We start from the raw sequence: 23,365 nt of genomic DNA on the forward strand, positions 1-23,365 counted from the left end.
AGCTGCGGCAGTACCTGCGCCGCGCGCTGAGCGACCTGCGGGAAGCCCAGGACCAGCTGGAACAGGCGGAGTTCGAGCGGACCGAGCCGATCGCCGTGATCGGCATGGCCTGCCGCCTCCCCGGCGGCGCCGACTCGCCCGAGCAGCTGTGGCGCCTGCTGGTCGACGAGCGCGACGCCACCGGCGACTGGCCCACCGACCGCGGCTGGGACACCGAGGCGCTGTTCGACCCCGACCCGGCCGTCCCCGGCACCAGCTACGCCGTCCGGGGCGGATTCCTGTACGACGCCGCCGAGTTCGACGCCGCGTTCTTCGGCCTCTCGCCGCGCGAGGCGCTGGCCACCGACCCGCAGCAGCGCCTGCTGCTGGAGACCAGCTGGCACGCCCTGGAGGACGCCGGACTCGACCCCGAGCAGCTGCGCGGCAGCCGGACCGCGGTCTACGCGGGCCTCACCGCGCAGGACTACCACACCCGCCCCGGCACGGCCCGGCCCGAACTGGAGGGATACCTGGGCATCGGCAACCTCTCCTCGGTCGCCTCCGGCCGGATCTCCTACACCTTCGGTTTCGAGGGCCCGGCGGTGACGGTCGACACCGCCTGCTCCTCCTCGCTGGTGGCCCTGCACCTGGCCGTCCGCGGGCTGCGCTCCGGCGAGAGCGACCTCGCTCTCGCCGGCGGCGCCGCCGTGATGTCCTCGCCCACCGGCTTCATCGAGTTCTCCCGCCAGCGCGGCCTCGCCCCGGACGGCCGCTGCCGCTCCTACGCGGCCGCCGCCGACGGCACCGGCTGGGCGGAGGGCGCGGGCGTCCTGGTGCTGGAACGCCTCTCCGACGCCCGCCGCAACGGCCACCCCGTGCTGGCCGTCGTCCGCGGCAGCGCCGTCAACCAGGACGGCGCCTCCAACGGCCTCGCCGCCCCGTCCGGCCCCGCCCAGCAGCGGGTCATCCGGCAGGCCCTCGCCGACGCCGGGCTCACCCCCGGCGAGATCGACGCCGTCGAGGGCCACGGCACCGGGACGACGCTCGGCGACCCGATCGAAGCGCAGGCCCTGCAGGCCGTCCTCGGCGCCGGACGCGACCCCCGACAGCCGCTGCTGCTCGGCTCGTTGAAGTCCAACCTGGGCCACACCGCCGCCGCGGCCGGAGTGGCCGGCGTGATCAAGACCGTCCAGGCACTGCGCCACGGCGTCCTGCCGCGCACCCTGCACGTCGACGCCCCGACCCCGCACGTCGACTGGGCGGACGGCGGCGTCGCCCTCCTCACCGAGGCCCGCCCCTGGCCGGAGACCGGCCGCCCGCGCCGGGCCGGCGTCTCGGCGTTCGGCGTCAGCGGCACCAACGCGCACGTGATCCTGGAGCAGTGGACCGAGGAAGCGGCGCAGGAGGAGGCGGCGGCAGCCGCCCCGGTGCCGGACGGCCCGCTGCCGTGGGTGCTCAGCGCCCGCACCGAGAACGCGCTGCGGGCCCGGGCCGGCCAGATCGCCGAACTGCTCCGGACGGGCGGGGCGGACGAGGCAGACAGGGTGGCCGGCGCGGACGAGGTAGACGACGCGGCCGGGGTGGACCGGGCGGCGGCCGGCGAACTCGCCCGGGCCGTGGCCCGGTTGCCCCGGCAGCCGCTGCGGGCCGTCCTGGCGGCCCGGCCGGAGGAGGCCGCCGAGCGGCTGGCGGCGTTCGCCGCCGGCGGCGGCTCGGGCGAGGAGCCGCGCCCGGTCGGGGCGGGCGGGCGGACCGCGTTCCTGTTCACCGGCCAGGGCGCCCAGCGCCCGGGCATGGGAGCCGAGTTGTACCGGACCTACCCGGTCTTCGCGGAAGCCTTCGACCAGGCCGCGGCCGCCTTCGAACCGCACCTGCCGTACTCCGTGGCCGAGGCCGTGCTGCGCACCGCCGACGCCGAGCGGCTGAACCGCACCCTGTACACCCAGCCCGCGCTGTTCACCCTGCAGACCGCGCTGCTGCGGCTGGTGGAGTCCTGGGGCGTCCGCCCCGACCTGGTGGCCGGGCACTCGATCGGCTCGCTGGCCGCCGCCCACGCCGCCGGACTGCTCGAACTCGCCGACGCCACGACCCTGGTGGCCACCCGCGCCACCCTGATGCAGCAACTCCCGCCCGGCGGCGCGATGGCCGCGCTGGAGGCGACCGAGGACGAGGCGCTGGCCGAACTCGCCCGGCACGAAGGGGCGGTGGACCTGGCGGCCGTCAACGGCCCGCGCTCGGCGGTGGTCTCGGGCACCGAGGCGGCCGTCGAACAGGTCGCGGAAGCCTTCCGGTCCCGCGGCCGGCGAGCCACCCGGCTGCGGGTCAGCCACGCCTTCCACTCGCACCTGATGGACCCCGTACTGGACGAACTCCGCTCGACCGCGAAGGGATTGGCCTTCCGGCAGCCGAACGTCACGCTGGTCTCCGACCTCACCGGCCGCCCCGCGACCGGTGCCGAACTCGCCGACCCCGACCACTGGGCCGAGCACGCCCGCCGACCCGTCCGCTTCCTGGCCGCCGTCCACGCGCTGCGCGCCGAAGGGGCCACCCGCTTCCTGGAGTTGGGGCCGGACGGCATCCTCACAGCCCTCGCCAAGGACGCCCTCGCCGCCGGACCGGCCAGCCGCCGACCCGCCGTCCTCGCCCCCGCGCTGCGCCGCAACCGCCCCGAACCGGAGACCCTGCTGGAGTCCGTCGGCCGCCTGCACGCGGCCGGCGCCCCCGTCGACTGGTCCGCCCCGCTCGGCGGCCCGGCCACCCGCCCGGCCGCCCTGCCCGGCTACCCGTTCGACCGGCGCCGGTACTGGCTGGACGCCGTACCGGAAGCCACGCCGCAGGCCGCGCCGACAACCGCGCCGCAGACCGGACCGCAGACCGGACCGCAGGCCGCACCGACGACCGGGGCGACGACCGGGGCGGAGCCCGGCCGGCGGTTCGAGGGCCTCGACGGGGACGAACTGCTGGACGCCGTCCACGCGGTGGTGCGCGCCGAGGCGGCCGCCGTGCTCGGCCACCCCGACGCGGCCGGGCTGCCCGCCGACGCCGCGTTCGTGGAGCTCGGCTTCGACTCGCTCACCTCCATCGAGCTGGCCGAGCGCCTCGCCGCCGCCACCGGGCTGCGCCTGTCCGGCGCGCTGACCATCCACCACCCCGACCCGGCCGACCTCGCCGAGCACCTGCGCGGCGAACTGCTGAAGGCCAGGGGCGCGGGGGCCGCGACGACCGAGCCGCTGGCGGAGGTGTACCTGCGGCTGTGCCGGGCCGACCGGATCCCCGCCGCGACCAGCGTGCTGCTGGCCGCGTCCGAGCTGCGCGCCGAGTTCACCGCCGCCGACCGGGCCGGACACGCCCTGCCGCCGCTCACCCTCGCCGCCGGGCCCGGTCCGGCCCTGGTCTGCTTCCCCGCGCTGACCGCGCTGTCGGGGCCGCACGAGTACGCCAGGTTCGGCCGGGCCCTCGACGGCCGGCGCGCCGCGCAGGCCGTCCCCGCCCCCGGCTACCGGCCCGGCAGCGCCCTGCCGGACTCCGCCGAGGCGTTCGTCGCGCTCCAGGCCGACGCCGTCCAGCAGCTGTACGGGGAGCAGCCGTTCGCGGTCCTCGGCCGCTCGCTCGGCGGCTGCGTCGCGCACGCCGTCACCGCCGAACTGGAACGGCGCGGCGTCCGGCCGCTCGGCCTGGTCCTGGTCGACAGCTTCCCGATGGACGCCGGCGGACTGCCCGGCATGGACTGGTGGATGCCCGCCATGGTCGGTGGCATGCTCGACCGGATCGGCGACCAGGACCTCACCTTCACCGACACCGGCCTCACCGCCATGGGCTCCTACCTGCGCACCTTCGGCCCCTGGCAGCCCACCCCGATCGCCACGCCCACCCTGCTGCTGCGCGCCGCCGACCCGCTCCCCGGCACCCCCGGGCCCGAGCGGCTCGGCGACGCCGACTGGCGGGCGTTCTGGCGGCTGCCGCACGAGGAGCTGGACGTCCCGGGGGACCACTTCACGGTGCTGGAGGAGCACTCCGCCACCACCGCCGACGCCGTCCACCGGTGGCTGGCGGACCGCTGAACCGGGACGAGCGCCCAGGTGATCAATGACAACCAGAGTTGTCGAGAGGGGAGGTGGAGATGAATGACAACTCAGGTTGTCGTGGAGAGGGGCGCTGGCCCCGACTCCTCGCGCGGCCAGCGCTTGCGGGCCGCCTGCCGGGTGATGCCCAGCGCCTGCCCCACCTCGGCGAAGGACGCGCCGGCGGCCAGCGCCGCCCGCGCGGCCCGGTCCACCCGCGCGGCGGCGGCCACCCGCTCGGCCTCGGCGGCGGCCAACTCCCGCAGCGGGGCGCCCCCTCCGCCAGTGCCGTCGGCGCCGTCGGCGGTCGCGGCGAGCAGCGGGCTCAGGCACGGCCCGAGCAGGGCGGTCAGCCGCTCGGCGGGAGCGGCGTCGACCTCCGGGACGCGCAGCAGGTAGCGGGAGACCAGCAGGCCGAGGACGACCGTGCCCACCAGGGTGGCCCGCAGTTCGGCGTCCTCGCCGGTCAGGGCGGCCGCGACCGGGCTGTTGCCGGGGTCGGCGACCGCGCAGCGCACCGCCTCGGCGGCCTGCGGGTGCGTCAGCATCGAGCGCAGCACCGGCATGCTGCGGTCGGGGCGGCCGTCGAGGTCGGCCAGGACGTGCGCGAGCAGGCGCTCGCCGCGCTGCTCGGGCGGGCCGGAGAGCGCGCCGCCGAAGGAGAGGGCGAGCTCCGAGACCGCGTCGAACAGGCCCTCCTTGGAGCCGAAGTACTTCATCACCAACGCCGGGTCCACCCCGGCCCGGTGGGCCACCGCGCGCACGGTGGCCTGCTCGTAGCCGAGCTCCGAGAACAGCCCGCGGGCCGCCGCCAGGATCGCCTGCCGGCCCTGGCTGCGGACCGGCCGGCCACCGGGCCCGGCCGGTGCGGACGCCGGTGCGGTCGGGGGCACGGCGGGCGGTTCGGGAGCGGGCACGTCGGCCTCCTGGTGGCGGGCCACTGTTGCGGCCGTGTTTCAACGCTCGTTGACCTATTTTCCGAGCGTCCCTACCATGAAAAAGTCTACAAGCGTCGACCGCTGCCGAGCCCGCAGGCCCTCGGTCCTTCGGCGCTTCCCCCTCGTCCCGCGCTCCAGGAGCACGCCATGACGACCCACGACCCGCAGCCGTCCGTGCTCGAACGGGCGGCGCCCGTGCCGAGCCGGGCCGGTGCGCTCGCCCTGGCGGTGCTCGTCACCTGCCAGTTGATGGTCGCGATCGACGGCAACATCGTGAACATCGCGCTGCCCCGGATCCGGTCCGACCTGGGTTTCTCCCCGGGCGGCCTGGCCTGGGTGTTCAGCGCCTACTCGCTCGCGTTCGGCGGCCTGCTGCTGCTCGGCGGCCGGGTCAGCGACGTGCTGGGCCGGCGCCGGATGCTGGTCTGGGGGCTGCTCACGGTGGTGGCGGCCTCGCTGCTCGGCGGCGCGGCCCCCGACGCGTGGCTGCTGGTCGCGGCCCGCGCCCTACAGGGCGTCGGCTTCGCGTTCGCCGCGCCCGCCGCGCTCTCGCTGATCGCGGTGACCTTCGCCGAGGGGCCCGAACGCCACCGGGCGCTGGGCGTGTTCTCCACCGTGGCCGGCCTGGGCATCACGCTGGGGCTGATCCTCGGCGGCCTGCTCACCACGCTCTCCTGGCGGCTGGTGTTCCTGGTCAACGTGCCGATCGGCCTGGCCGCCGTGCTGCTGGCGTACCGCCACCTGCCGGAGACCGAGCGGCACCCGGGCCGCCTCGACGTGCCGGGTGCGCTGACCTCCACCGCGGGCACCGCCGCCGTGGTGTACGGCCTGGTGCACGCCTCCTCGGCGGGCTGGGGCTCGCCCGGCAGCCTGGTCGCCCTGCTGGGCGGCGCCGCGCTGCTGGCCGGCTTCGTGTTCGGCCAGGCCAGGGCGGCCGCCCCGCTGGTCCCGCTGTCGCTGTTCGCCCGGCGCGACCGCTCCGGCGCGTACGCGGTCTTCCTGCTGCTGTTCGCGGCGATGAGCGGCACCTACGTCCTGCTGTCGCTGTACGTCCAGGACGGGCTGGGCCTGCGGCCGCTGGTGGCCGGGCCGGCGTTCCTGCCGCTGGCGCTGGCCCAGTTCCTGACCGCCCGGAACGCGGCCCGGCTGATCCCCCGGTACGGGACGAAGGCGCTGATCGTCACCGGCGCCGCCCTGCTGCTCGCGGCCGGCCTCTGGCTGGCCGCGACCGGGCCCGGGAGCGGCTACTGGGGCGGCCTGTTCGGGCCGCTGCTGCTGCTCGGCGCGGGCCTCGGCCTCGGCTTCGTCCCGCTCAACACGACCATCCTGTCCGGCCTCGCGCCGGGCGAGACCGGCGCCGCCTCCGGGCTGCTCCAGGCCGTCCAGCAGGTCGGCCTCTCGCTGGGCGTCGCCGTGCTGGTCACCGTCTACGGCCGCGCCGTGCACGCCACCGCCGCCCCCTCCCGGGCCGACCTCGCGCACGGCCTGGCCACCGCCGTGACGGCCGCCGCCGCGTTCAGCGCGCTGGCCGTCCTGATCGGCCTGTTCGTCATCACCGGACCGGCCGAACGCTCCAAGAGCACCAAGAGCACCAAGAGCGCCGCCATCAGCAAGAACTGACGAAGCGTCAACGCACAGGCGGCTCCGGGGCGAACCCCGGTCCCGCCATCCACCCCGAAAGGCACCGCACGTGAGCACACCGCAGCAGCTGCACCTGTCCGCCGCCCTCGACGGGGCCGGCTGGCACCCGGCCGCCCGCCACCAGCCGGACGGCACACCGCAGTTCACCCTCGATCACTGGGCCGGGCAGGCCGCCACCGCGGAGGCCGCGCTGCTGGACTTCGTCACCGTCGAGGACCCGCTCTCCCGGCTGCCCGGGCCCGGCGACGACCTCGACCGGCGGCTCGGCCACACCCTGCGCCGCCTGGACGCCCTCACCCTGGCCGGCGCGCTGGCCGCCCGCACCCGGCACCTCGGCATCATCCCGACCGTCGTCCTCAACACCGCGCAGCCCGCGCCGATCGCCAAGGCGATAGCCAGCCTCGACCACCTGAGCGCGGGCCGGGCCGGCGTGCGCACCCAGCTCAGCCCGGCCAAGCCGATCCCGCTGGAGACCCTGTTCACCCCCGAGGTGCAGGCCCTGCTCGCCCAGATCTTCGACCGCGCCGCCGACGTGGTCTCGGTCGTCCGGGCGCTGTGGGACGGCGCCGAGGACGAGGCCCTGCTGCGCCCGCTGGCCCCCGGCCGGTTCGCCGACCCGGACGCCGAGGACGCCGACGCGGCGGCCGCCGCCGCGGAGTGGCGGCTCGACCCCGCCCCGTCCACCGCGCCCCGCTCCCCGCAGGGCCACCCGGTGGTGTTCACCCTCGCGCACATCCTGATCCCGTGGCGGTACGGCGCCCGCGCCGCCGACGTGGTCGCGGTCACCCCGCACACCGCCGAGGACGCCCGGACCACCGTCGCCGAGATCCGCACCGAGCAGGCCGCCGCCGGCCGGGCCGACCGGACCGTGCACGTCTTCGCCGACCTGCTGGTGCACCTCGACGAGAAGCCCGGCGCGGCCGCCGACCGGCGCGAGCGGCTCGACGGGACGCTCGGCACCGAGCACACCTCGGACGCCCTGACCTTCGCCGGGACGCCGGACGAACTCGCCGACCTGCTCCAGGAGTGGCAGGCCGCCGGCCTCACCGGCTACCGGCTGCGCCCCGCCACCACCGCCCACGACCTGCCCGCGATCGCCACCGGCCTGGTCCCCGAGCTCCAGCGCCGCGGCCTCTACCGCACCGCCTACGCCGAGGGCACCCTGCGCGACCGGCTCGGCCTCGGCGCCCCCTGAGCCCCCGTCGGCCGCACCCCGGCCCGCCGCCCGGCGGGCCGGTCACCGCCGCCGCCCCGATCACCGCCCCGCTCACCGCCGCCCCGGTCGCCCGCCCGCTCGGGCCCGGGGCCGGGGCTCGGCCCGGGGCCCGTCCCTGTTCCCGACCCCGATCCCGGTTGCAGTGAACGGGCCAGCTCCGCACGGCCCTTGACGCGCAGCTTCCGGTAGGTGTGGGTGAGGTGCTGCTCGACCGTGCTGACCGTGATGAACAGCCGTTCGGCGATCTCCCGGTTGGAGTGCCCGGCCGCCGCCAGCGCCGCGACCCGCCGCTCCGAGGCGCTCAGGCCCCACTCGTCGGTGTCCGCCGCGTTCTCCCGCAGCCGTTCCAGCAGCGGCCGCAGCCCGGCGGACTCGGCCAGCTCGCGGGCCCGCCGCAGTGCCTCCCGGCCGGCCCGGGAGTCGCCCGCCGCACTCTGGGCGTCGCCCAACTCGGCGAGCGCCCACGCGTGTTCGGTGAGGTCGACGCCGTCGAGCCGGTCCACGGCCGAGGTCAGCAGCGTGACCCGTTCGGCGGCGTCCGGTTCGACGGCGGCCATCGCCCGCAGCGACAGGCCGGCCGTGCGCGGCGCGCCGGCCGCCGGGTGGGCCAGCTGCGCGGACGCCAACTGCCGTGCCTCCTGCGGGCGTTCGAGGGCCATCAGGGCGCGGGCGGCGTCGCCCCGCCAGGGCAGGAAGGAGGGCGAGTCGAAGCCCCAGTCGATCAGCAGTCGCCCGCAGCGGCCGAAGTCCTCCAGCGCGGCGTCCGGTTGGCCGGCCGCCAGCCGGTGCCGCCCGCGCGCGTACAGGAACTGGGCGCCGTACCGGGACCGGGTCAACCGGCCCGGCAGGACCGGCAGTCGGCGTTCGGCGTCGGGGCGGACGCCCAGCGCGGCGGCGGAGTGCAGCAGCGCGGAGAGCGGGGCGCCGACCCAGATGCCCCAGCCGTCCGGCGGGAGCAGCTCCAGGGCCCGGACGGAGAGCCGCTCGGCGGAGCGCTGGTCTCCGGTGCGCCAGCGGATCTCGGCCAGCGCCCCCGCCAACAGGGCCTGCCAGACCGGGATCCGGCGCGCGGTGGCCTCGCGCAGCAGCGTCGCGCACCAGGGTTCGGCGTTGGCGGCCCGGTCCGCGTACAGCAGCACGTGCAGCGCGGAGACCAGCGAGCCGAACGTGCTGTCCTCCAACGGCGTGGTGCGCAGCACGAGTTCGGCGGTGCGCAGGTCGTCGGGCGCGGCGCCCTGGCGGAGCACCCGGGGCAGCGCCAGGGCGGAGCGCTGCTGCGGCTCGCCGACCGGCAGGCCGGGCGGCGGCGAGGGCCGGCCGGCCGGCACCAGGTGCGGGGAGATCGCCCGGATCTGCTCCAGCGCGCGGGTCAGGTTGTCCCGGCCGGCCGCGTCGGCGGGCTCCGGCCAGGTCGCCAGCCGGACGATCTCGTCCTCGGTGCCGTGCCAGGGCAGCGACCGCAGCGTGTCGATCCGCTGGCCGTCGGTCAGCTGCTCGGGCCGGTGCGCCAGCGCGCGCAGGTGCCGGTACGCCGAGCGCGGGTCGCTGCGGAAGCGGACCAGGGCGCGGGCCAGCACCACCTCGGCGTCGGCCGGGGCCGCGGCGGCGGCCAGCGCCAGGCAGGACTCGGCGAAGACCGGGTCGTCGCGCCGCAGCGCCGCGTGCGCGGCCTCCTTGAGCACCGGCCCGGCCCAGTCGGCCGAGCCGTCCCGGGCCGCCAGCAGGTGCCCGGAGACCGCCTCGGCGGCCCCGCCCGACTCGTACACCAGCTGGGCGGCGCGCAGTTCGCGGGCGGTCCGCTCGGCGTCGGGGAGGCAGTCCAGGACGGCCCGGGCCACCGCCGGGCCGCGCAGCCGCCACCCGCGGTCCGCCGCACCGCCGTCGCCCCCGGCGCTGCCGCCGTCGTGGACCGCCAGTCCGGCGGCGGCCAGCGCCTCCAGGGCGGGGTGCGGGCCGGGCGCGGGGCGGTCCAGCAGGTGGGGGAGCAGGGCCGTGGAGCCGGAGGCGGTCAGTACGGCGAGGGCGCGGGCCGGTTCGGCGGCGGCGGGCCCGGCCCGGTGCAGGCAGTCCCGGACGGCGAGGGCGAAGGCCGAGCCGGGGCGGGGCGTCGGGTCGCCGGGCGCGGCGTCCTCGGCCAGCGCGCGCAGCAGCAGCGGGTTGCCGCCGGTGAGCCGCTGCCACGGGCCGGGGTCGACGGACCCGGAAGCGGACGAGGCGGGCGAGGCTGGCGAGGCGGACGAGGCGGCCCCGGTCGCCCCGGCAGCGGGGGCCGGCGGCAGCAGCCGGGCCAGCAGCAGGCCGGTGCCGGCGGTCGACAGCCGGTCCACCCGGAGCCGGGCCAGGTGCGGCAGGCGCAGCAGGGCGGTCCACCAGTCCCGGTCGGCGGCGGGGTCGCTCGGCGGGTCGGGCTCGGTCGCCACCAGCAGCACGCGGCCCTGCGGGGTCCGGGCCGCCAGCTGCGCCAGGACCTGCTGCGAGGCCGGGTCGGCGTGCCGCAGGTCGTCGACGGCCAGCACCAGCGGTACCCGCCGGGCGCCCGCCGCGAGCAACTGCCACAGCTCCTGGTGGACCTGCGAGGGCACCCCGCCGGCAGCCAGCGGGTCGGCCGGGTGGGCCTCGTCCCGCTCCGACCGGTTCAGCAGCGCCGACGCCGCGGCCCGGACCGGTCCGGGCAGCCGCGGCGCCCGCAGCAACTGCCGGAGCACGCCGTACCGGGCCGAGCGCTCCGAGCAGCGCCCGGAGGCGGTCAGCACCGCGGCGCCGTGCCGTTCGGCGTACGCGGCCAGGGCGCGCAGCAGCTCGGTCTTCCCGCAGCCGGCCGGGCCGGTCACCGCGAGGACGCCGCCGGTGCCGTTCCGGCAGTCGTCCAGCAGGCGGGCGAACCGCGCGAGGTGCGGGCCGCGCTCGATCGGCGCGGCGGTCGCGCTCTCGGTGGTCGCGCTCTCGGCGGTCGCTCCGAGTGTCGTCGCGTCGAGGACGGTGGCCTCGGCGGGGGAGTCCGGACGGCGTTCGGCAGGGGTCACTTCTGCTCCCGGTGGGTCAGGTCGGGGCGGGGTCGCCGCCCGGTGCTGTCGCTGGGGGGTGTGCCGGGCCCGCCGGACCGCGTTGTCCGGGGAGAGGGGCCCGTCCGTCGCGGGGCGGCACAGGCTCCGCGGCGGACGGGTCGGATCGGGTCTGGACGGGGTGTCGGTCGTCAGGCGACGCCGACGGTGAGGCGGTCGCCGATCAGGGCGGCGACGGATTCCAGGTGCGCGGTCAGGTAGAAGTGGCCGCCGGGGTAGCTGCGGACCTCCAGCGGGCCGGTGGTGTGTCCGGCCCAGGCCACTGCCTCGTCCGCGGTGACCTGCGGGTCCGCGTCGCCGGTCAGCACGGTCACCGGACACTCCAGCGGCGGTCCCGGCCGGTACCGGTAGGTCTCGACCGCCCGGTAGTCGGCGCGCAGCGGCGGCAGGAACAGCTCGCGCAGCTCCGGGTCCTCCAGGACACCGCCGACCGTGCCGCCGAGCTTGGCGAGGTGGGCGAGCAGCCGCTCGTCGGACGCGTCGTGCAGGCTCGGTTCCCCGGTGCGGACGGTGTGCGGGGCGCGCCGTCCGGAGAGGATCAGCAGCCGCGGCTCCCGCCCGGTGGCCTCGGTCAGCCGCCGGGCGGTCTCGTACGCGAGCAGCGCGCCCATGCTGTGGCCGAGCAGCGCGGGGGGCTCGGGCAGCCAGGTCGGCAGCAGCACCTCGGCGATCCGGTCGGCGAGTGCGTGCAGGTCGCCGACCAGCGGCTCGGCGTACCGGTCCTGCCGGCCGGGGTACTGCAGGGCGGTCACCTCGGCGCGGCCGCGCAGCGCGGCGGACAGCGGGTGCCAGAAGGCGGCCGTGCCGCCGGCGTGCGGGAAGCACACCAGCCGGGGCGTGTCGGGGTGCTGCGGGTGGTAGCGGCGCAGCCAGTCGTCCTCCGCGGTCATGCGGGGGGAACTCCCTTCGATCAGTGGGCGGTTGGCCGTCCGGCGCGGGCCGGCAGCGGGTCAGTCGACCCGCGCGGAGCCCGAGACGGCGGCCAACAGCCGTTCGGTGTAGGGGTGTTGCGGCCGGTCGAAGACGTCGTGGACGTCGCCGCTCTCCACGGCGGCGCCGTCCTTCATCACGATCAACCGGTCACTCACATGGTGCACCACACCGAGGTCGTGCGAGATGAAAAGCAGCGCCAGGCCGAGTTCCCGCTGGAGTTCGGTGAGCAGGTCGAGCACCTGGGCCTGCACCGAGACGTCGAGCGCCGACACCGGCTCGTCGCAGACCAGCAGCCGCGGCTCGACCGCCAACGCCCGGGCGATCGCCACCCGTTGGCGCTGCCCGCCGGACAGCCGGCCGGGGCGGGCCCGCAGCACGGCGGCGGGCAGGCCGACCTGGTCGAGCAGTTCCAGGGCGCGGGCCTCCCGGGCGGCGCGCGGCAGGCCGGTCGCGGCCAGCGCCTCCCCGACGATCCGGCGCACGTCGTGGCGCGGGTCGAAGGAGCCCAGCGGGTCCTGCTGGACGGTCTGCACCAGCCGCCGCCGCGCCCGCCGCCGCCGCTCGGGCAGGCCGGACCACGGCTCGCCGGCGAACCGCACGGTGCCCGCGTCCGGCTCCAGCAGGCCGAGGGCGATCCGGGCGACGGTGGTCTTCCCGGAGCCGGACTCGCCGACCAGCCCGAGCGTCTCGCCCGCCGCGACCTCGAACGACACGCCGCGCACCACCTGCTGCACCGAGCCGTCCGGGGCCCGGTAGGACTTCTCCAGGCCCTCCGCCACCAGCAGCACCGGCCGGTCCGCGACCGCCGCCGCAGCAGCAGTGGGCTTGCGCAACACCGTTTCGGCGAGCGGCAGTTCACCGCCCGGGTGCCAGCAGCGCACCCCGTGCCCGTCCTCGACCGCCCCGTCCCCGACCGCCCCGGGCTCGGGCAGCGAGACCAGGCAGCGCTCCTCGGCGAACGCGCAGCGCGCCGCGTACGGGCAGCCGTCCGGCCCGGCCGTCCCGGTCAGGGCGGGGGCGGGGCGGACGGAGAGCGGGCCGCCCTTGCGCTCGCGGCGCGGCACGGCGGCCAGCAGCGCCCGGGTGTACGGGTGCCGGGGATCGCCGAGGACCTGCGCGGCCGGGCCCTGCTCGACCACGGTGCCCGCGTACATCACGGCGACCCGGTCGGCGAGCCGGCCGACCACCGCCAGGTCGTGGCTGATCAGCAGCAGCGAGGTGCCGCCCGCGACCAACTCGCCCAGCAGGTCGAGTACTTGTGCCTGCACGGTGGCGTCGAGCGCGGTGGTCGGCTCGTCCGCGATCAGCAGCTCGGGGCCGCCGGCCAGCGCGGAGGCGATCAGCGCGCGCTGGCGCAGGCCGCCGGAGAGCTGGTGCGGGTACTGCGCGGCGCGGCGCTCCGGCTCGGGCACGCCGACGTCCCGGAGCAGGCCGAGGATCCGCTCGCGGGTCTCGGCGCGCGGCGCGGGCCGGTGCAGGCCGAGCACCTCGCCGATCTCGGCGCCGACGGTGCGCAGCGGGTCGAGCGAGACCAGCGCGTCCTGGAGGACCAGGCCGATCCGGCGTCCGCGGACCCCGCGCCAGCCGCGCTCGTCCAGGCCCCGCAGGTCGGTGCCGTCGAACTCCAACCGCCCGGCCTCCAGCGAGGATTCCCGGCCGGTCAGGCCGACCAGGGTCCGCGCGGTGACGCTCTTGCCGGAGCCGGACTCGCCGACCAGCGCCAGGCACTCGCCGCGCTCCAGCCGCAGCGACACCCCGCGCACCGCGGGCACGCCGCCGAAGGCGACCCGCAGGTCGTCGACCGCCAGCAGCGGCGGAGCGGCCACCGGCGGAGCGGCGGCGGCCGGCAGGGTGGACGGGGTGCTCATGCGGACCTCCGGGTGAAGCGCTGCTGCAGGTGGCGGCCGACCACGGTGACGGCGACCACGGTCACGGTGACCGCCGCGCCCGGGAACACCCCGAGCCACCAGGCGGTCTCCAGGAAGCCCCGGCCCTCGGCGAGCATCGCGCCCCACTCCGGGGACGGCGGGCGCGGGCCGAGGCCGAGGAAGCTGAGCGCGGACGCCGCGATCAGCGCGGTGCCGAACCCGACGGTCGCCAGGGTCAGCAGCGGGGCCAGCGAGTTGGGCAGCACGTGCCGCAGGATCAGCAGCGGCCGCGGCACGCCGAGCGCCACCGCCGCCTCCACGTACCCGGAGCGGCGCACCAGCAGCGCCTCGGAGCGGACCATCCGGCCGTAGCCCGGCACCAGGGCGAAGCCCAGCGCGAGCACCAGGTTCCCGGTGCCGGTGCCGAGCACCGCGATCGCCAGCAGCGCCAGCAGGGTGGCCGGCAGCGCCAGCAGCACGTCGGCGGCGCGCATCAGCAGCTGGTCGGCCCAGCGCCCGCCGAGCGCGGCGGCCAGGCCGAGCACGGCGCCGCCGGCCATCGCGATCACCGTCGACCCGAAGCCGATCGACAGCGCCGGACCGGCGCCGTGCACCAGCCGGGACCACAGGTCGCGGCCGAGCTGGTCGGTGCCCAACAGGTGGGCGGAGCCCGGGCCCTGGAGCGCGTTCACCGGGTCGATGGCGGTCGGCGAGGCCGACGCGAACAGGCCGGGCGCGAGCGCGGCCAGCACGATCAGCGCCAGCAGCAGACCGGCCGTGAGCACCGCCCACGGCGGCCGCCGCCGGGCCTTCGGCGCGGCCGGAGCGGCCACCACCGGGGCGGCCGCGGCCGGATCCTTCACATCTGTGGACTGAGCGGAGGAGGGCTGTGCGGAGGAGGACTGTGCGGAGGAGGACTGTGCGGAGGAGGGCTGAGCGGAGGAGGACTGAGCGGGGGAGGCCACCGGATCACCTGTTCCCGAGTCGGGGGTCGAGCACGGTGTAGAGCGCGTCCACCACCGCGGAGATCACCACGAACGCCAGCGCGGAGAACAGCACCACGCCGATCACCACCGGCACGTCCCGGCTGTTGACCGCGCCGAGCACCAGCGCGCCCACCCCGGGCCGGCCGAACACCGCCTCCACCAGCACCGTCCCGCCCAGCAGCGAGCCGGTCAGCCAGCCGGTCAGCGTCACCATCGGCACTGCGGCGTGCCGCAGCGCGTGCCGCACCACCAGCGCGGTGCGTCCGCGCCCGCGGGCCCGCACGGTCACCGCGAACGGCTGGGCCAGCGCCGCCTCCAGGCCCTCGCGCAGCACCTGCGCGAGCGTCCCGGCGAGCGGCAGCGCCAGTGTCACGGCGGGCAGCACCAGCGAGCCGAAGCCGTCCGCCCCGGCGACCGGGAACCAGCGCAGGTGGAAGGAGAACACCGTCAGCAGCACCAGGCCCAGCCAGTACGAGGGGGTGGAGACCGCGACCAGCTCCCAGGCCCCGGTCAGCGACCGCAGCCCGGGCCGCCGGCCGGCGGTGGCGACCGCCGAGACGGTCGCCACCAGCAGCGCCAGCAGCACCGCCGAACCCACCAACTGCAGGGTCGGGCCGAGCTGTTCGGCGACCAGCCCGGCCACCGGGCGCTGCAACTGGTAGGACTGGCCGAGGTCGCCGCGCAGCAGCTGCCCCAGGAAGTGCAGGTACTGGGTGAACACCGGCTGGTCGAAGCCCAGTTGGTGCCGGATCTGCTCGCGGACCTCCGGCGTGGTGGTGTTCGCCGGGCCGAGCAGCACCGCCACCGGGTCGCCCGGGATCAGCTGCAGCGCGCCGAACGCCAGCGTCGCCGCGCCGAACAGCACCGCGAACGCCCCCGCCAGCCGGCGCGGCAGCGCCCGCAGCAGCCCGCGCAGCAGCGAGGCCGGGGCCCGGCCCCGCGACGGCTGCTGCGCCGTCGCGGAACCGGGACCGGGAGCGGGGTGCACGGCTGTCACGCCGTGCGCCAGGTGTCGTAGAAGCTCAGCCAGGTGTCCGAGTCGAAGCTCAGCCCGCCGACCTTCGCCGAGCTGCCGGTCAGCGCGTGCGGGGTGTACACCGGCACGACGGTGGCCAGGTCGACCGCCCGCTTCTGCACCTTCGCGTACAGCTCGGCGCGCTTGCCGGCGTCCAGGGTGGCCCGGGCGGCGTTGGTCCACTCGTCGAGCTGCGCGTCCGGCAGGAAGGTCGCGTTGATGCCGCCCTTGGCCGGGTCGGAGGCGGAGTTGAGGAACAGCCAGAGCACGTCCGGCTCGAACCGGGCCCAGGCCAGGTCGACGATGTTGGCCTTGCCGCCGTACACCAGGGTCGAGTAGCCGCCGACGTCCAGCGCCGGGCGCTGCACCTCGACGCCGATCTTCTTCAGGTCGGCCTGGAACGCCTGGCCGAGGATGTCGCGGCTCTGCTGGGTGGCCGTCGCGGTCAGCTGCGGCCACACCAGGGTCAGCCGCTTGCCGTCCTTGGTGCGGTAGCCGTCACCGTCCCGGCCGGTCCAACCCGCCTCGTCCAGCAGCTTGTTGGAGAGCGACTGGTCGAACGGCCAGGAGCCCTCCAGCTCCTTGGCGTAGCCCGGGGTGGTCGCCGAGATCGGGCTCCAGGCGCGCGGGAACTGGCCGAACTGCACGGACTTCACGTCGAGGTCGACGTCGATGCCGCGCTGCACCGCCTGCCGGACCTTCTGGTCGTCCAGCGGCGCCAGCGAACCGTTCAGCCACAGGTTGTAGTTGCCGCCCGGCTGCGCCTGGGTGAGCAGCTTCAGCTTCGAGTCGGCCTTCACCGTCGCCACGCTCTGCGGCGGCACCGCCTTCGCGACCTGCACCTGCCCGCTGCTCAGCGCGCCGACCCGGACCGAGGCGTCCGGGAGGAACCGCACCACGAACTTGTCGAGGTACGCGGGGCCGTTGTGCTTGGCCGTCGGCGGCGCCCAGTTGTAGGCCGGGTTCTTCTCGAACACCGCCTCCTGGCCCTTGCTGTACGACACGAACTTGAACGGCCCGGTGCCGACGTCCGCCGTGCCGCCCTGGCCGAGCTTGGCCGCGCTGTCGGCCAGCGCCTTCGGCGAGTAGAAGCCCAGGTAGGTGGTGGACGCGGCCTGCAGGAACGGCGCGGACGGCTGGGCGAAGTCGATCCGGACGGTGGCCGGGTCGACCACCGTGGTGCCGGTGTACGAGCCCAGCAGGTTCGCCGCGTACTGCGACTTGGTGTCCTTCGCCACGATGTGGTCGAAGTTGGCCTTCACGGCGGCGGCGTCGAACGGCGTCCCGTCGTGGAACTTCACGTCGGTGCGCAGGTGGAAGGTGAAGCTCTTCAGGTCCGGCGCCACCTCCCAGGAGGTGGCCAGCCACGGGTGGAACTTCCCGTCGGCGTCCTCCGACACCAGCGAGTCGAACACCTGGCGCTGCAGCTCGGCGGTGAGGTCCTGGGTCGACACGTGCGGGTCCCAGGACACCGGCTCGGTGTCCACCGCGTAGGTCAGCGTGCCGCCGGCCACGGGCTTGCCCGCGTCCGCCGAGGTCCCGCCGCCCTTGGCGCCGGAGCACCCGGTCAGCAACAGGGCGGCGGCGACGGCGGGCACGAGCACCCGGGCCGGACCGGGTCTGGGAATGCGCATGGGAATCTTTCCTCCGTACGGGGACACACGTGCTGTGCTGAGCGCTGCGCGACGTGCTGGTGGTGGACCGGTGAGGTACCGGTGATGTGCCGGGTCGGGTGACCCGGGTGGGTGACCTGCTGCTCCGGCGCCGCCGAACGCGGCGGGGCCGGGTGCGAACGCGCCCGCTGTTTCCGGGTGTTGCGTTCTGATGACATGGCTGCGACCTGGGCCGCGCCAAGAAGACTGCTACCGACAGGAATTGACGAAGCGTTGCCCGAAAGGCCCTGCCCCGGCCCGGTTCCGCGCTGTTAGCCTCGGCAAATGACCAGAACACTGGACATCGGCGCACTGCGCAGCCTCGCCGCGATCGGCGACCACGGCGGGTTCCACCGCGCCGCGGCGGCGCTGGGCATCTCCCAGTCCGCCGTCAGCCAGCACGTCCGGCGCCTCGAACGCACCCTCGGGCACGCCCTGGTGGAGCGCAGCGGCCGCGGCATCCGGTTCACCGCCACCGGGGAGCTCGCCCTCGCCGAGGCCCGCCGGGTGCTCGCCGCCCACGACGAGGCGCTGGTCCGGCTCGGCGTCACCGAGCCCGCCGAGGCCGGCTACCTGATCGGCTCCACCGAGCACGTCGCGGAGGGCGTCCTGCCCGCCATCACCCGCACCGTGACCAGCCAACTCCCGGGCCGGACCGTCCGGTTCAGGCTCGACCGGGGCGGCCGGCTGCACGAGGCGCTGGACGAGGGCGCGCTCGACGCCGCCGTGTTCATCGGCGACAGCGGCGGCCGGTCCGGCGAGGTGGCCGGCGGCGTCCCGCTGTCCTGGTTCGCCGCCCCGGACTGGGACACGCCCGACCCGGCCATGCCCGTCCCGCTGGTCGCCATCGACGGCCCCTGCGTGCTGCGCGACCGCGCGCTGACCGCGCTGCGGGCCGGCGGCCGCCGGGTCACCGTGATCGCCGAGGCCGCCCAACTCGCGGGCGTGATAGGCGCGGTGCGCGGCGGCCTCGGCGTCGCGCTGCTCGCCGACCACGGCCCGCCGCCGCCCGGACTGGTCCGGCTGCGCGACCTGCCCGCCGTCCCGCCCGAACCCCTCTACCTGCGCTACCGGGTCGGCGCGCCGGAGCAGTTGACCGGCGCGCTGCGCAGCGCGCTGGACAACCTGGCCCCCCGGCTCTAGGGCCGGGAGCGGGGCGGCGGTGGCGGGCCGGCGGCTCACGCGAACCGCTGCCCGTAGTCGTTCAGCGCCGACGTGCCGATCCCCAGCAGGGCCGCGTCCTCCTGCGGGGCGTGCACCCCGGCGGCCTGCACGTCGCGGAAGATCCGCTCCAGCGGGCCGGTCTGCGACAGCGCGGCGCTGCCCAGCAGCCGCACCGCCAGCTCCACCGCCCGGGTCAGGTCGCGGATCACCGCGACCTTCGCCGCCAGCGCCTCCACCCCCGACACCACCTCGCCGCGGTCCAGCTTCCCGGCGATCGCCAGGATCAGCTGCTCGGACGTCGACAGCAGCACCTCGATCTCGCCCGCCGTCCGGCGGAACCGCTCGGTGACGCCGACCGGCCGCCCCAGCTGGTGGGGCACCTTGGTGTAGCCGACGTGGTGCACGTGGTCCTGCGCGGCCCGGGCCGCGCCCAGGTACAGCGAGGCCGAGATCAGCAGGATCGCGTTGGCGTGCTCCTGGTCCGGCGCGGGGCCGCCGCCGGCCGGCCGCGGCGCGTCGAAGCCGTCGAACTCGATCAGGTCGTCCGGGCCGACCTCCACGTCGGTGAAGACCACCTCGTTGCTGACCGTCGCCCGCATGCCCAGCTGCCGCCAGGTCGGCAGGATCTCGACGCCCGGCGCGTCGCCCGGCACCACGAAGACCGCCAGCCGCGGCTGCGGCTCGTCGGTGACCGCCCACAGCAGGAAGTACGCCAGCCCCTCCGCGCCGGTCACGAAGCGCTTGCGGCCGGTGATCGCCCAGCCCTTCGCGGTCCGCCGGGCCACCGTGCCGCCGCCCGGGCCGGTGTCCGGCTCCGCCCGGGCGTGGTTGATCAGGGTGGGCCGCTCGGCCGACTCGGCCAGGATCCGCCGGTACAGCGCCTCCGGCCACGGGCGGCCGGGCGCCAGCACGTGCGGCACCAGCGTCATGGTGGCGATCAGCGCCACCGAGGTGTCGCCCCGGCCCAGCGCCAGCAGGATCCGCGCCAGGTCGCTGAACGAGACGCCCGGCCCGCCCCACTCCTCGCCCACCGTCGCGGTCAGCAGCCCCGCCTCGTGCAGCAGCTCGATCGCCGCGTGCGGGAACTCGCCGGTCCGGTCGTACTCGCCCGCGGTGTCGGCGAGCGCTGCGGTGATCTCGTCCAGCCGGGACAGGTCGGGCTTCCGCAGCCGGAAGCCACCGGCGGGCGCGGCGGGCGCGGCGGGCGCGGCGGGATCGGCTTCGGGCACGGCGGAGGGCGGAGCGGTGCTGGTCATGGCGCATCCTCGGGCAGGCGGGGCGGGGGTGACCGGACGACGGCGCGGCCCGGCGGCACCGGGCGGGCAGGCCGCGGCGGCCGGGCGGCACGGCGGCCGGACCCGATCAGGGGCGGGAAGGGAGGGCGGAGCGGACGGCGCGGGCGGCCGGACTCAGCGACAACAGGCGGAGCCGACGAACCCGAAGTCGACGGCGCGGCGGCTGGTCAGCAGCGGCGTCGGCGCGGGAGACAGCCGCGGGCAGGCGAGCGCCGCGGCCGCACACCGGCCGCCGATCACCGCACACACGTTCCCGGACATGCCCCGAGTCTGCTGGATCGCCCGCGCCCCCGTCCACCGCCGACTTGTGATCGGGACCGAACACCAGCGCTTATCGGTCACCCGCCCGCCCCGGTGCCGCGCGGGCCGTCAGCGCCGGTACGGTCGAACCCGCCTGACGTCCCGTTACCCAATCTTGATCATCCGGGGCGCGACCGGACGACCCGCCCGCGGCGTGTCCTCCCACGTCGACGACAACCATTCCATCCGGGGGACCACATGACCGAGGGGCTCGACTTCGACGAGTTCGCGGCCAGCCGGGCGCGCCGCCTGTTCCACTTGGCGTACCTGATGTGCGGGGACTGGCACCAGGCCCAGGACCTGGTGCAGACGGCGCTCTCCAAGCTCTACCCGGTCTGGGGCCGGCTGCGCCGCGGCGACGGCGAGGCGGGCCTCGACGCGTACGCCCGCAAGGTCCTGCTGCGCTGCTACCTCTCGCACCGGCGGCTGCGGCGCTCCAGCGAACTCGCCGTCGACGAGTTCCCCGAGGAGCCGTCGATCGGCGCGCACGAGGGCAGCGCCGCCGCCCTCCGGCTCACCCTGATCGAGGCGCTGCGCCAACTCCCGCCCCGCAACCGGGCCGCCGTGGTGCTCCGCTACCTGGAGGACTACAGCCTGGAGGAGACCGCCGAGGCGATGGGCATCACGGTCAGCGCCGTCAAGAGCCTCAACTCCCGCTCGATGACCCGCCTGCGCGCCATCCTCGGCCCCGACCGCGCCCTGCTGCTCCAGGACTGACCCCGCACGCCCCGCGCGCACCCCGCACCCCCGCACGCCCCCCGCGCACCCCCGACACCCACCTGCCCGTACGGAAGGCCCCGACCGTGGACCCGGACCCGAACCCGGACCTGGACCTGGAACTCTCGACCCTGATGGAGACGAGCGTCAGGAACCTGAGCGTGCCCGTCGCGGTGATCGTCGCCGAGAGCGGCCGCCGCGGCCGCCGCCGGCAGACCGCCCGGCGGCTGCGGGTCGCCGGAACGACGATCGCCGTCGCCGCCATCGCACTGGCCGGCGCGAACGCCGGGCTCCCGCTGCTCACCGCCGCCCCGAGCGGCAGCGGCAGCTACGCCCCGGCCGCCCGCCCGACCGGCGCCGCCGAACCGCTGACCCCCGCCCCGCCGTCCGCCGGCGGGCCCTCGGCGACGCCGTACCAGACGCCGTACCAGACCCCGTACCAGACGCCGTCCGTCCCGGCGTCCGAATCCCCGTCGCCGTCCTCGACCACCGGCGCCCCCGACGGCTCCGGGGCCTCCTCGCCCGGCGGGTCGGCCGGCGGGGCGCTGCCCCAGCGCACCGTCGACGCGGACGGCCAGGTGCACTGGCAGCCGCTGCTGGTCGCCCAGGCCCGGACGCTCCCGGCCGAGAAACCGCCGGCGAAGGGCGCCCCCGTCGAGTTCCGCCCCGACACGGTGCTCGGCGCCATGCGGACGATGCAGCCCGAACTGAAGAGCAACTACACCCCGAGCCGGCAGACCGCCCGCGCCGACCGGCCCCCGGGCGGCGCCACCGTCTTCCTGAACTACGACGACCGCAGCGGCCCGGTCAGCCTCGAACTGACCCTCCGCCGCGCCGACGTCCCCTTCCCGGCCGACGGCCTCTCGCCCCGCCCCGACCAGGTGCCCTTCCACTGCGGCGTCGACAGCGGCCTCGGCGGCAACCACGCCACCGCCTGCTTCGGCGGCTACCTCGACCGGGACCGCTGGGAGATGATCGAGATGGACGACTCCCAGGCCACCGGCCTCTACGGCTACCGGGTGGTGATCTGGCGCTCCGACGGCACCGTCCTCGACTTCACCCAGTACTGCGGCAGCCTCGACGCCCTCGGCGAGGACCCCGGCGTCCCCCCGGGCGCCCACGACAAGCCGCCCTTCGACCTCACCGTCTGGCGCGGCATCACCGAGAGCGCGCTCTGGGACGGCTACGTGCTGCCCGCCAAGGGCTGACCCGGCGGCGGCGCGCGCCCGCGGCCTCTGGCCGGACGGTCCGGGCGGCGGCGCCCGCCCGCGCTCAGCGTTGGTGGTCGACCTCCGGGAAGGCGGCGGACGGCCCGTCGAGCAGCCGCCCCCGGCCGCGCAGGTGGAGGTCGAAGAAGGCCCGGGGGTAGGCGCGTTGGAACGCCTGGGCGCGGGCGGCCGGAATCGTCCCGACGTCCTGCTCCAGGTCGGCCGGCGACATGCCGAGCAGCGGGGCGAGCAGCGGCAGCAGCAGCACGTCGTCGCCGAACGAGTGGTGCGCGGCGCCCCGCACGGTCAGGTGCAGGCGCCAGCCGCGCAGGTGCGACCAGAAGGCGCGCAGGGCGGGGTTGCTCGCCATGCCGCCCTTGCCCGGGGTGTCCACGACCAGGAACGGGCGGTCCAGCCCGGCGTCCACCACCGGGCCCGCCGCGCCGCCGTCCAGGCTGGCCCCGGCCGTGATCCGCCGGTCGGCGAGCATCGCCCCGGCGGTGGTGGCGCCGCCCAGCGAGTGGCCGAACATGCCGATCCGCCGCAGGTCGGGCGCGCCGGGCAGGCCGGCCGGCAGCGGGGTGCGGCGGTCCCCGGGGTGGCCGCCCGCGCCGAGGACGGCGAGCCGGTCCAGCACGAAGCGGATGTCGGCGGTGCGGACCTCCAGGGCCTTGGCGTAGTCGCCGACCCCGCCCGGCGGGGCGGTCTCGACCCGCCCGCCGGGGAAGGCGACCGCCGCCGCGTCGTAGGTGTGGTCGACGGTGACCACCAGGAAGCCGTGACTGGCGAGGTCCTCCACCGCGCCGGTGCCGAACGACCGCGACGCGTCGGCCCCGGGCGAGTACAGCACGACCGGCAGCGGACCCGGCGGGCCGCCCACCGGGGCGCCCGCCCGGCCGTGCGTGCCGCCCAGCCGCACCCGGTCCGGCGGTGCGCCCAGCAGCTCCAGGTACCGGTCGGCGGCCGCCCGGGGCATCCAGGGCGCGACGGGCCGGCCCGCGCCGCCACGGGCCGGGTACCAGACGCTGACCATCAGCTCCCGGCAGGGCCGGGACGGCACCCAGGGGTCCGGCCGCCCGGCGTCGACCAGGTGCAGCGCGACCGTCCCCACCGGGTACGGCCCGTCCGGGGCGGGCAGCCGGAACCGCACGGGCTCCGCCGACCCAGCCGGCCCGCCCGCCTCGGCGGCAGCCGGGGGCGCGAGCGGACCGGCCAGCGCGGCAGTGGCAAGTCCGGTCGCCAGCACGGCACTTGAGGACAGCAGTGTTCTCCGTTTCATGCCTCCCACTGTCCCGTCCGGCGCCCCCGGCGGCTTCGCCCCCGGGGACGA

The 23,365-nt window shown here is 76.7% G+C and carries 15 protein-coding genes and 1 pseudogene; 6 read left to right on the forward strand and 10 right to left on the reverse strand.

Annotation, left to right across the window (positions count from 1 at the left end; translation table 11 throughout):
- Positions 1 to 2: 2 nt before the first annotated feature.
- Positions 3 to 4,040 (forward strand): annotated as a pseudogene (locus KSE_RS32410) (type I polyketide synthase); the annotation flags it as partial.
- Positions 4,041 to 4,111: 71 nt separating this feature from the next.
- Here KSE_RS32410 and KSE_RS39000 read toward each other — a convergent pair.
- Positions 4,112 to 4,957 carry a TetR/AcrR family transcriptional regulator gene (locus KSE_RS39000; protein ID WP_158413065.1) on the reverse strand — a complete coding sequence of 282 codons (846 nt, stop codon included), beginning with the start codon at positions 4,955 to 4,957 and terminating at the stop codon, positions 4,112 to 4,114.
- Between the two features lie 168 nt (positions 4,958 to 5,125).
- On the opposite strand from KSE_RS39000, the gene KSE_RS32420 reads away from it, so the two are divergent.
- Together KSE_RS32420 and KSE_RS32425 are read left to right on the forward strand one after the other, a co-directional pair.
- Positions 5,126 to 6,598, forward strand: coding sequence for an MFS transporter (locus KSE_RS32420; protein ID WP_014139613.1), 1,473 nt, complete (start codon positions 5,126 to 5,128; stop codon positions 6,596 to 6,598).
- 70 nt (positions 6,599 to 6,668) lie between these two features.
- Positions 6,669 to 7,814, forward strand: a complete 1,146-nt coding sequence (locus tag KSE_RS32425) for an LLM class flavin-dependent oxidoreductase (protein ID WP_014139614.1) — start codon at positions 6,669 to 6,671, stop codon at positions 7,812 to 7,814.
- Here the strand turns inward: KSE_RS32425 and KSE_RS32430 are convergent.
- The 6 genes from KSE_RS32430 to KSE_RS32455 all read right to left on the reverse strand — a co-directional run bounded on the left by KSE_RS32430 (position 7,766) and on the right by KSE_RS32455 (position 17,333).
- Positions 7,766 to 10,858 (reverse strand): helix-turn-helix transcriptional regulator, encoded by a 3,093-nt coding sequence (locus KSE_RS32430; protein ID WP_014139615.1) that lies wholly within the window; start codon positions 10,856 to 10,858, stop codon positions 7,766 to 7,768. The two genes, KSE_RS32425 and KSE_RS32430, sit on opposite strands and share 49 nt — an antisense overlap.
- 170 nt (positions 10,859 to 11,028) lie before the next feature.
- Positions 11,029 to 11,787, reverse strand: coding sequence for a thioesterase II family protein (locus KSE_RS32435; RefSeq protein WP_014139616.1), 759 nt, complete (start codon positions 11,785 to 11,787; stop codon positions 11,029 to 11,031).
- A 60-nt stretch (positions 11,788 to 11,847) separates the two neighbouring features.
- The gene (locus KSE_RS32440) at positions 11,848 to 13,698 is read right to left on the reverse strand and encodes a dipeptide ABC transporter ATP-binding protein (RefSeq protein WP_051055480.1); all 1,851 of its coding nucleotides are present in this window, start codon (positions 13,696 to 13,698) and stop codon (positions 11,848 to 11,850) included.
- Positions 13,695 to 14,561, reverse strand: a complete 867-nt coding sequence (locus KSE_RS32445; RefSeq protein WP_014139618.1) for an ABC transporter permease — start codon at positions 14,559 to 14,561, stop codon at positions 13,695 to 13,697. The genes KSE_RS32440 and KSE_RS32445 overlap by 4 nt, the downstream gene beginning before the upstream one ends.
- Positions 14,562 to 14,667: 106 nt before the next feature.
- On the reverse strand, positions 14,668 to 15,681 hold the full coding sequence (locus KSE_RS32450; RefSeq protein ID WP_231873255.1) for an ABC transporter permease: 1,014 nt from the start codon (positions 15,679 to 15,681) through the stop codon (positions 14,668 to 14,670).
- Positions 15,678 to 17,333 (reverse strand): ABC transporter substrate-binding protein, encoded by a 1,656-nt coding sequence (locus tag KSE_RS32455; protein WP_014139620.1) that lies wholly within the window; start codon positions 17,331 to 17,333, stop codon positions 15,678 to 15,680. Before KSE_RS32455 ends, KSE_RS32450 begins: the two co-directional genes overlap by 4 nt.
- A 303-nt stretch (positions 17,334 to 17,636) precedes the next feature.
- Between KSE_RS32455 and KSE_RS32460 the strand changes: the two genes are divergently transcribed.
- Positions 17,637 to 18,494 (forward strand): LysR family transcriptional regulator, encoded by an 858-nt coding sequence (locus KSE_RS32460; protein WP_014139621.1) that lies wholly within the window; start codon positions 17,637 to 17,639, stop codon positions 18,492 to 18,494.
- Positions 18,495 to 18,529: 35 nt separating this feature from the next.
- Here the strand turns inward: KSE_RS32460 and KSE_RS32465 are convergent, their stop codons facing one another.
- Positions 18,530 to 19,771 carry an acyl-CoA dehydrogenase family protein gene (locus KSE_RS32465; RefSeq protein ID WP_014139622.1) on the reverse strand — a complete coding sequence of 414 codons (1,242 nt, stop codon included), beginning with the start codon at positions 19,769 to 19,771 and terminating at the stop codon, positions 18,530 to 18,532.
- Between the two features lie 153 nt (positions 19,772 to 19,924).
- Positions 19,925 to 20,071, reverse strand: a complete 147-nt coding sequence (locus tag KSE_RS43100; protein ID WP_157850078.1) for a hypothetical protein — start codon at positions 20,069 to 20,071, stop codon at positions 19,925 to 19,927.
- Between the two features lie 237 nt (positions 20,072 to 20,308).
- Here KSE_RS43100 and KSE_RS32470 point away from each other — a divergent pair, with 237 nt between their 5' ends.
- The gene (locus KSE_RS32470; RefSeq protein ID WP_014139623.1) at positions 20,309 to 20,827 is read left to right on the forward strand and encodes a SigE family RNA polymerase sigma factor; all 519 of its coding nucleotides are present in this window, start codon (positions 20,309 to 20,311) and stop codon (positions 20,825 to 20,827) included.
- Positions 20,828 to 20,913: 86 nt separating this feature from the next.
- Positions 20,914 to 22,035: a hypothetical protein gene (locus KSE_RS32475; RefSeq protein ID WP_014139624.1), complete on the forward strand. Its 1,122-nt coding sequence runs from the start codon at positions 20,914 to 20,916 to the stop codon at positions 22,033 to 22,035.
- A 64-nt stretch (positions 22,036 to 22,099) separates the two neighbouring features.
- Here the strand turns inward: KSE_RS32475 and KSE_RS32480 are convergent, their stop codons facing one another.
- Positions 22,100 to 23,314, reverse strand: a complete 1,215-nt coding sequence (locus KSE_RS32480; RefSeq protein ID WP_014139625.1) for an alpha/beta hydrolase family protein — start codon at positions 23,312 to 23,314, stop codon at positions 22,100 to 22,102.
- Between the last annotated feature and the right edge of the window lie 51 nt (positions 23,315 to 23,365).

This window comes from Kitasatospora setae KM-6054, from assembly GCF_000269985.1.
GTDB lineage: Bacteria > Actinomycetota > Actinomycetes > Streptomycetales > Streptomycetaceae > Kitasatospora > Kitasatospora setae.

Excerpts from the sequence above, each read along its gene's own strand:
- KSE_RS32480 (WP_014139625.1), bottom strand. The coding sequence starts at position 23,314 with ATGAAACGGAGAACACTGCTGTCCTCAAGTGCCGTGCTGGCGACCGGA.
- KSE_RS32455 (WP_014139620.1), bottom strand. The coding sequence starts at position 17,333 with ATGCGCATTCCCAGACCCGGTCCGGCCCGGGTGCTCGTGCCCGCCGTC.
- KSE_RS32435 (WP_014139616.1), bottom strand. The coding sequence starts at position 11,787 with ATGACCGCGGAGGACGACTGGCTGCGCCGCTACCACCCGCAGCACCCC.
- KSE_RS32460 (WP_014139621.1), top strand. The coding sequence starts at position 17,637 with ATGACCAGAACACTGGACATCGGCGCACTGCGCAGCCTCGCCGCGATC.
- KSE_RS43100 (WP_157850078.1), bottom strand. The coding sequence starts at position 20,071 with ATGTCCGGGAACGTGTGTGCGGTGATCGGCGGCCGGTGTGCGGCCGCG.
- KSE_RS32470 (WP_014139623.1), top strand. The coding sequence starts at position 20,309 with ATGACCGAGGGGCTCGACTTCGACGAGTTCGCGGCCAGCCGGGCGCGC.
- KSE_RS32440 (WP_051055480.1), bottom strand. The coding sequence starts at position 13,698 with ATGAGCACCCCGTCCACCCTGCCGGCCGCCGCCGCTCCGCCGGTGGCC.
- KSE_RS32465 (WP_014139622.1), bottom strand. The coding sequence starts at position 19,771 with ATGACCAGCACCGCTCCGCCCTCCGCCGTGCCCGAAGCCGATCCCGCC.
- KSE_RS32420 (WP_014139613.1), top strand. The coding sequence starts at position 5,126 with ATGACGACCCACGACCCGCAGCCGTCCGTGCTCGAACGGGCGGCGCCC.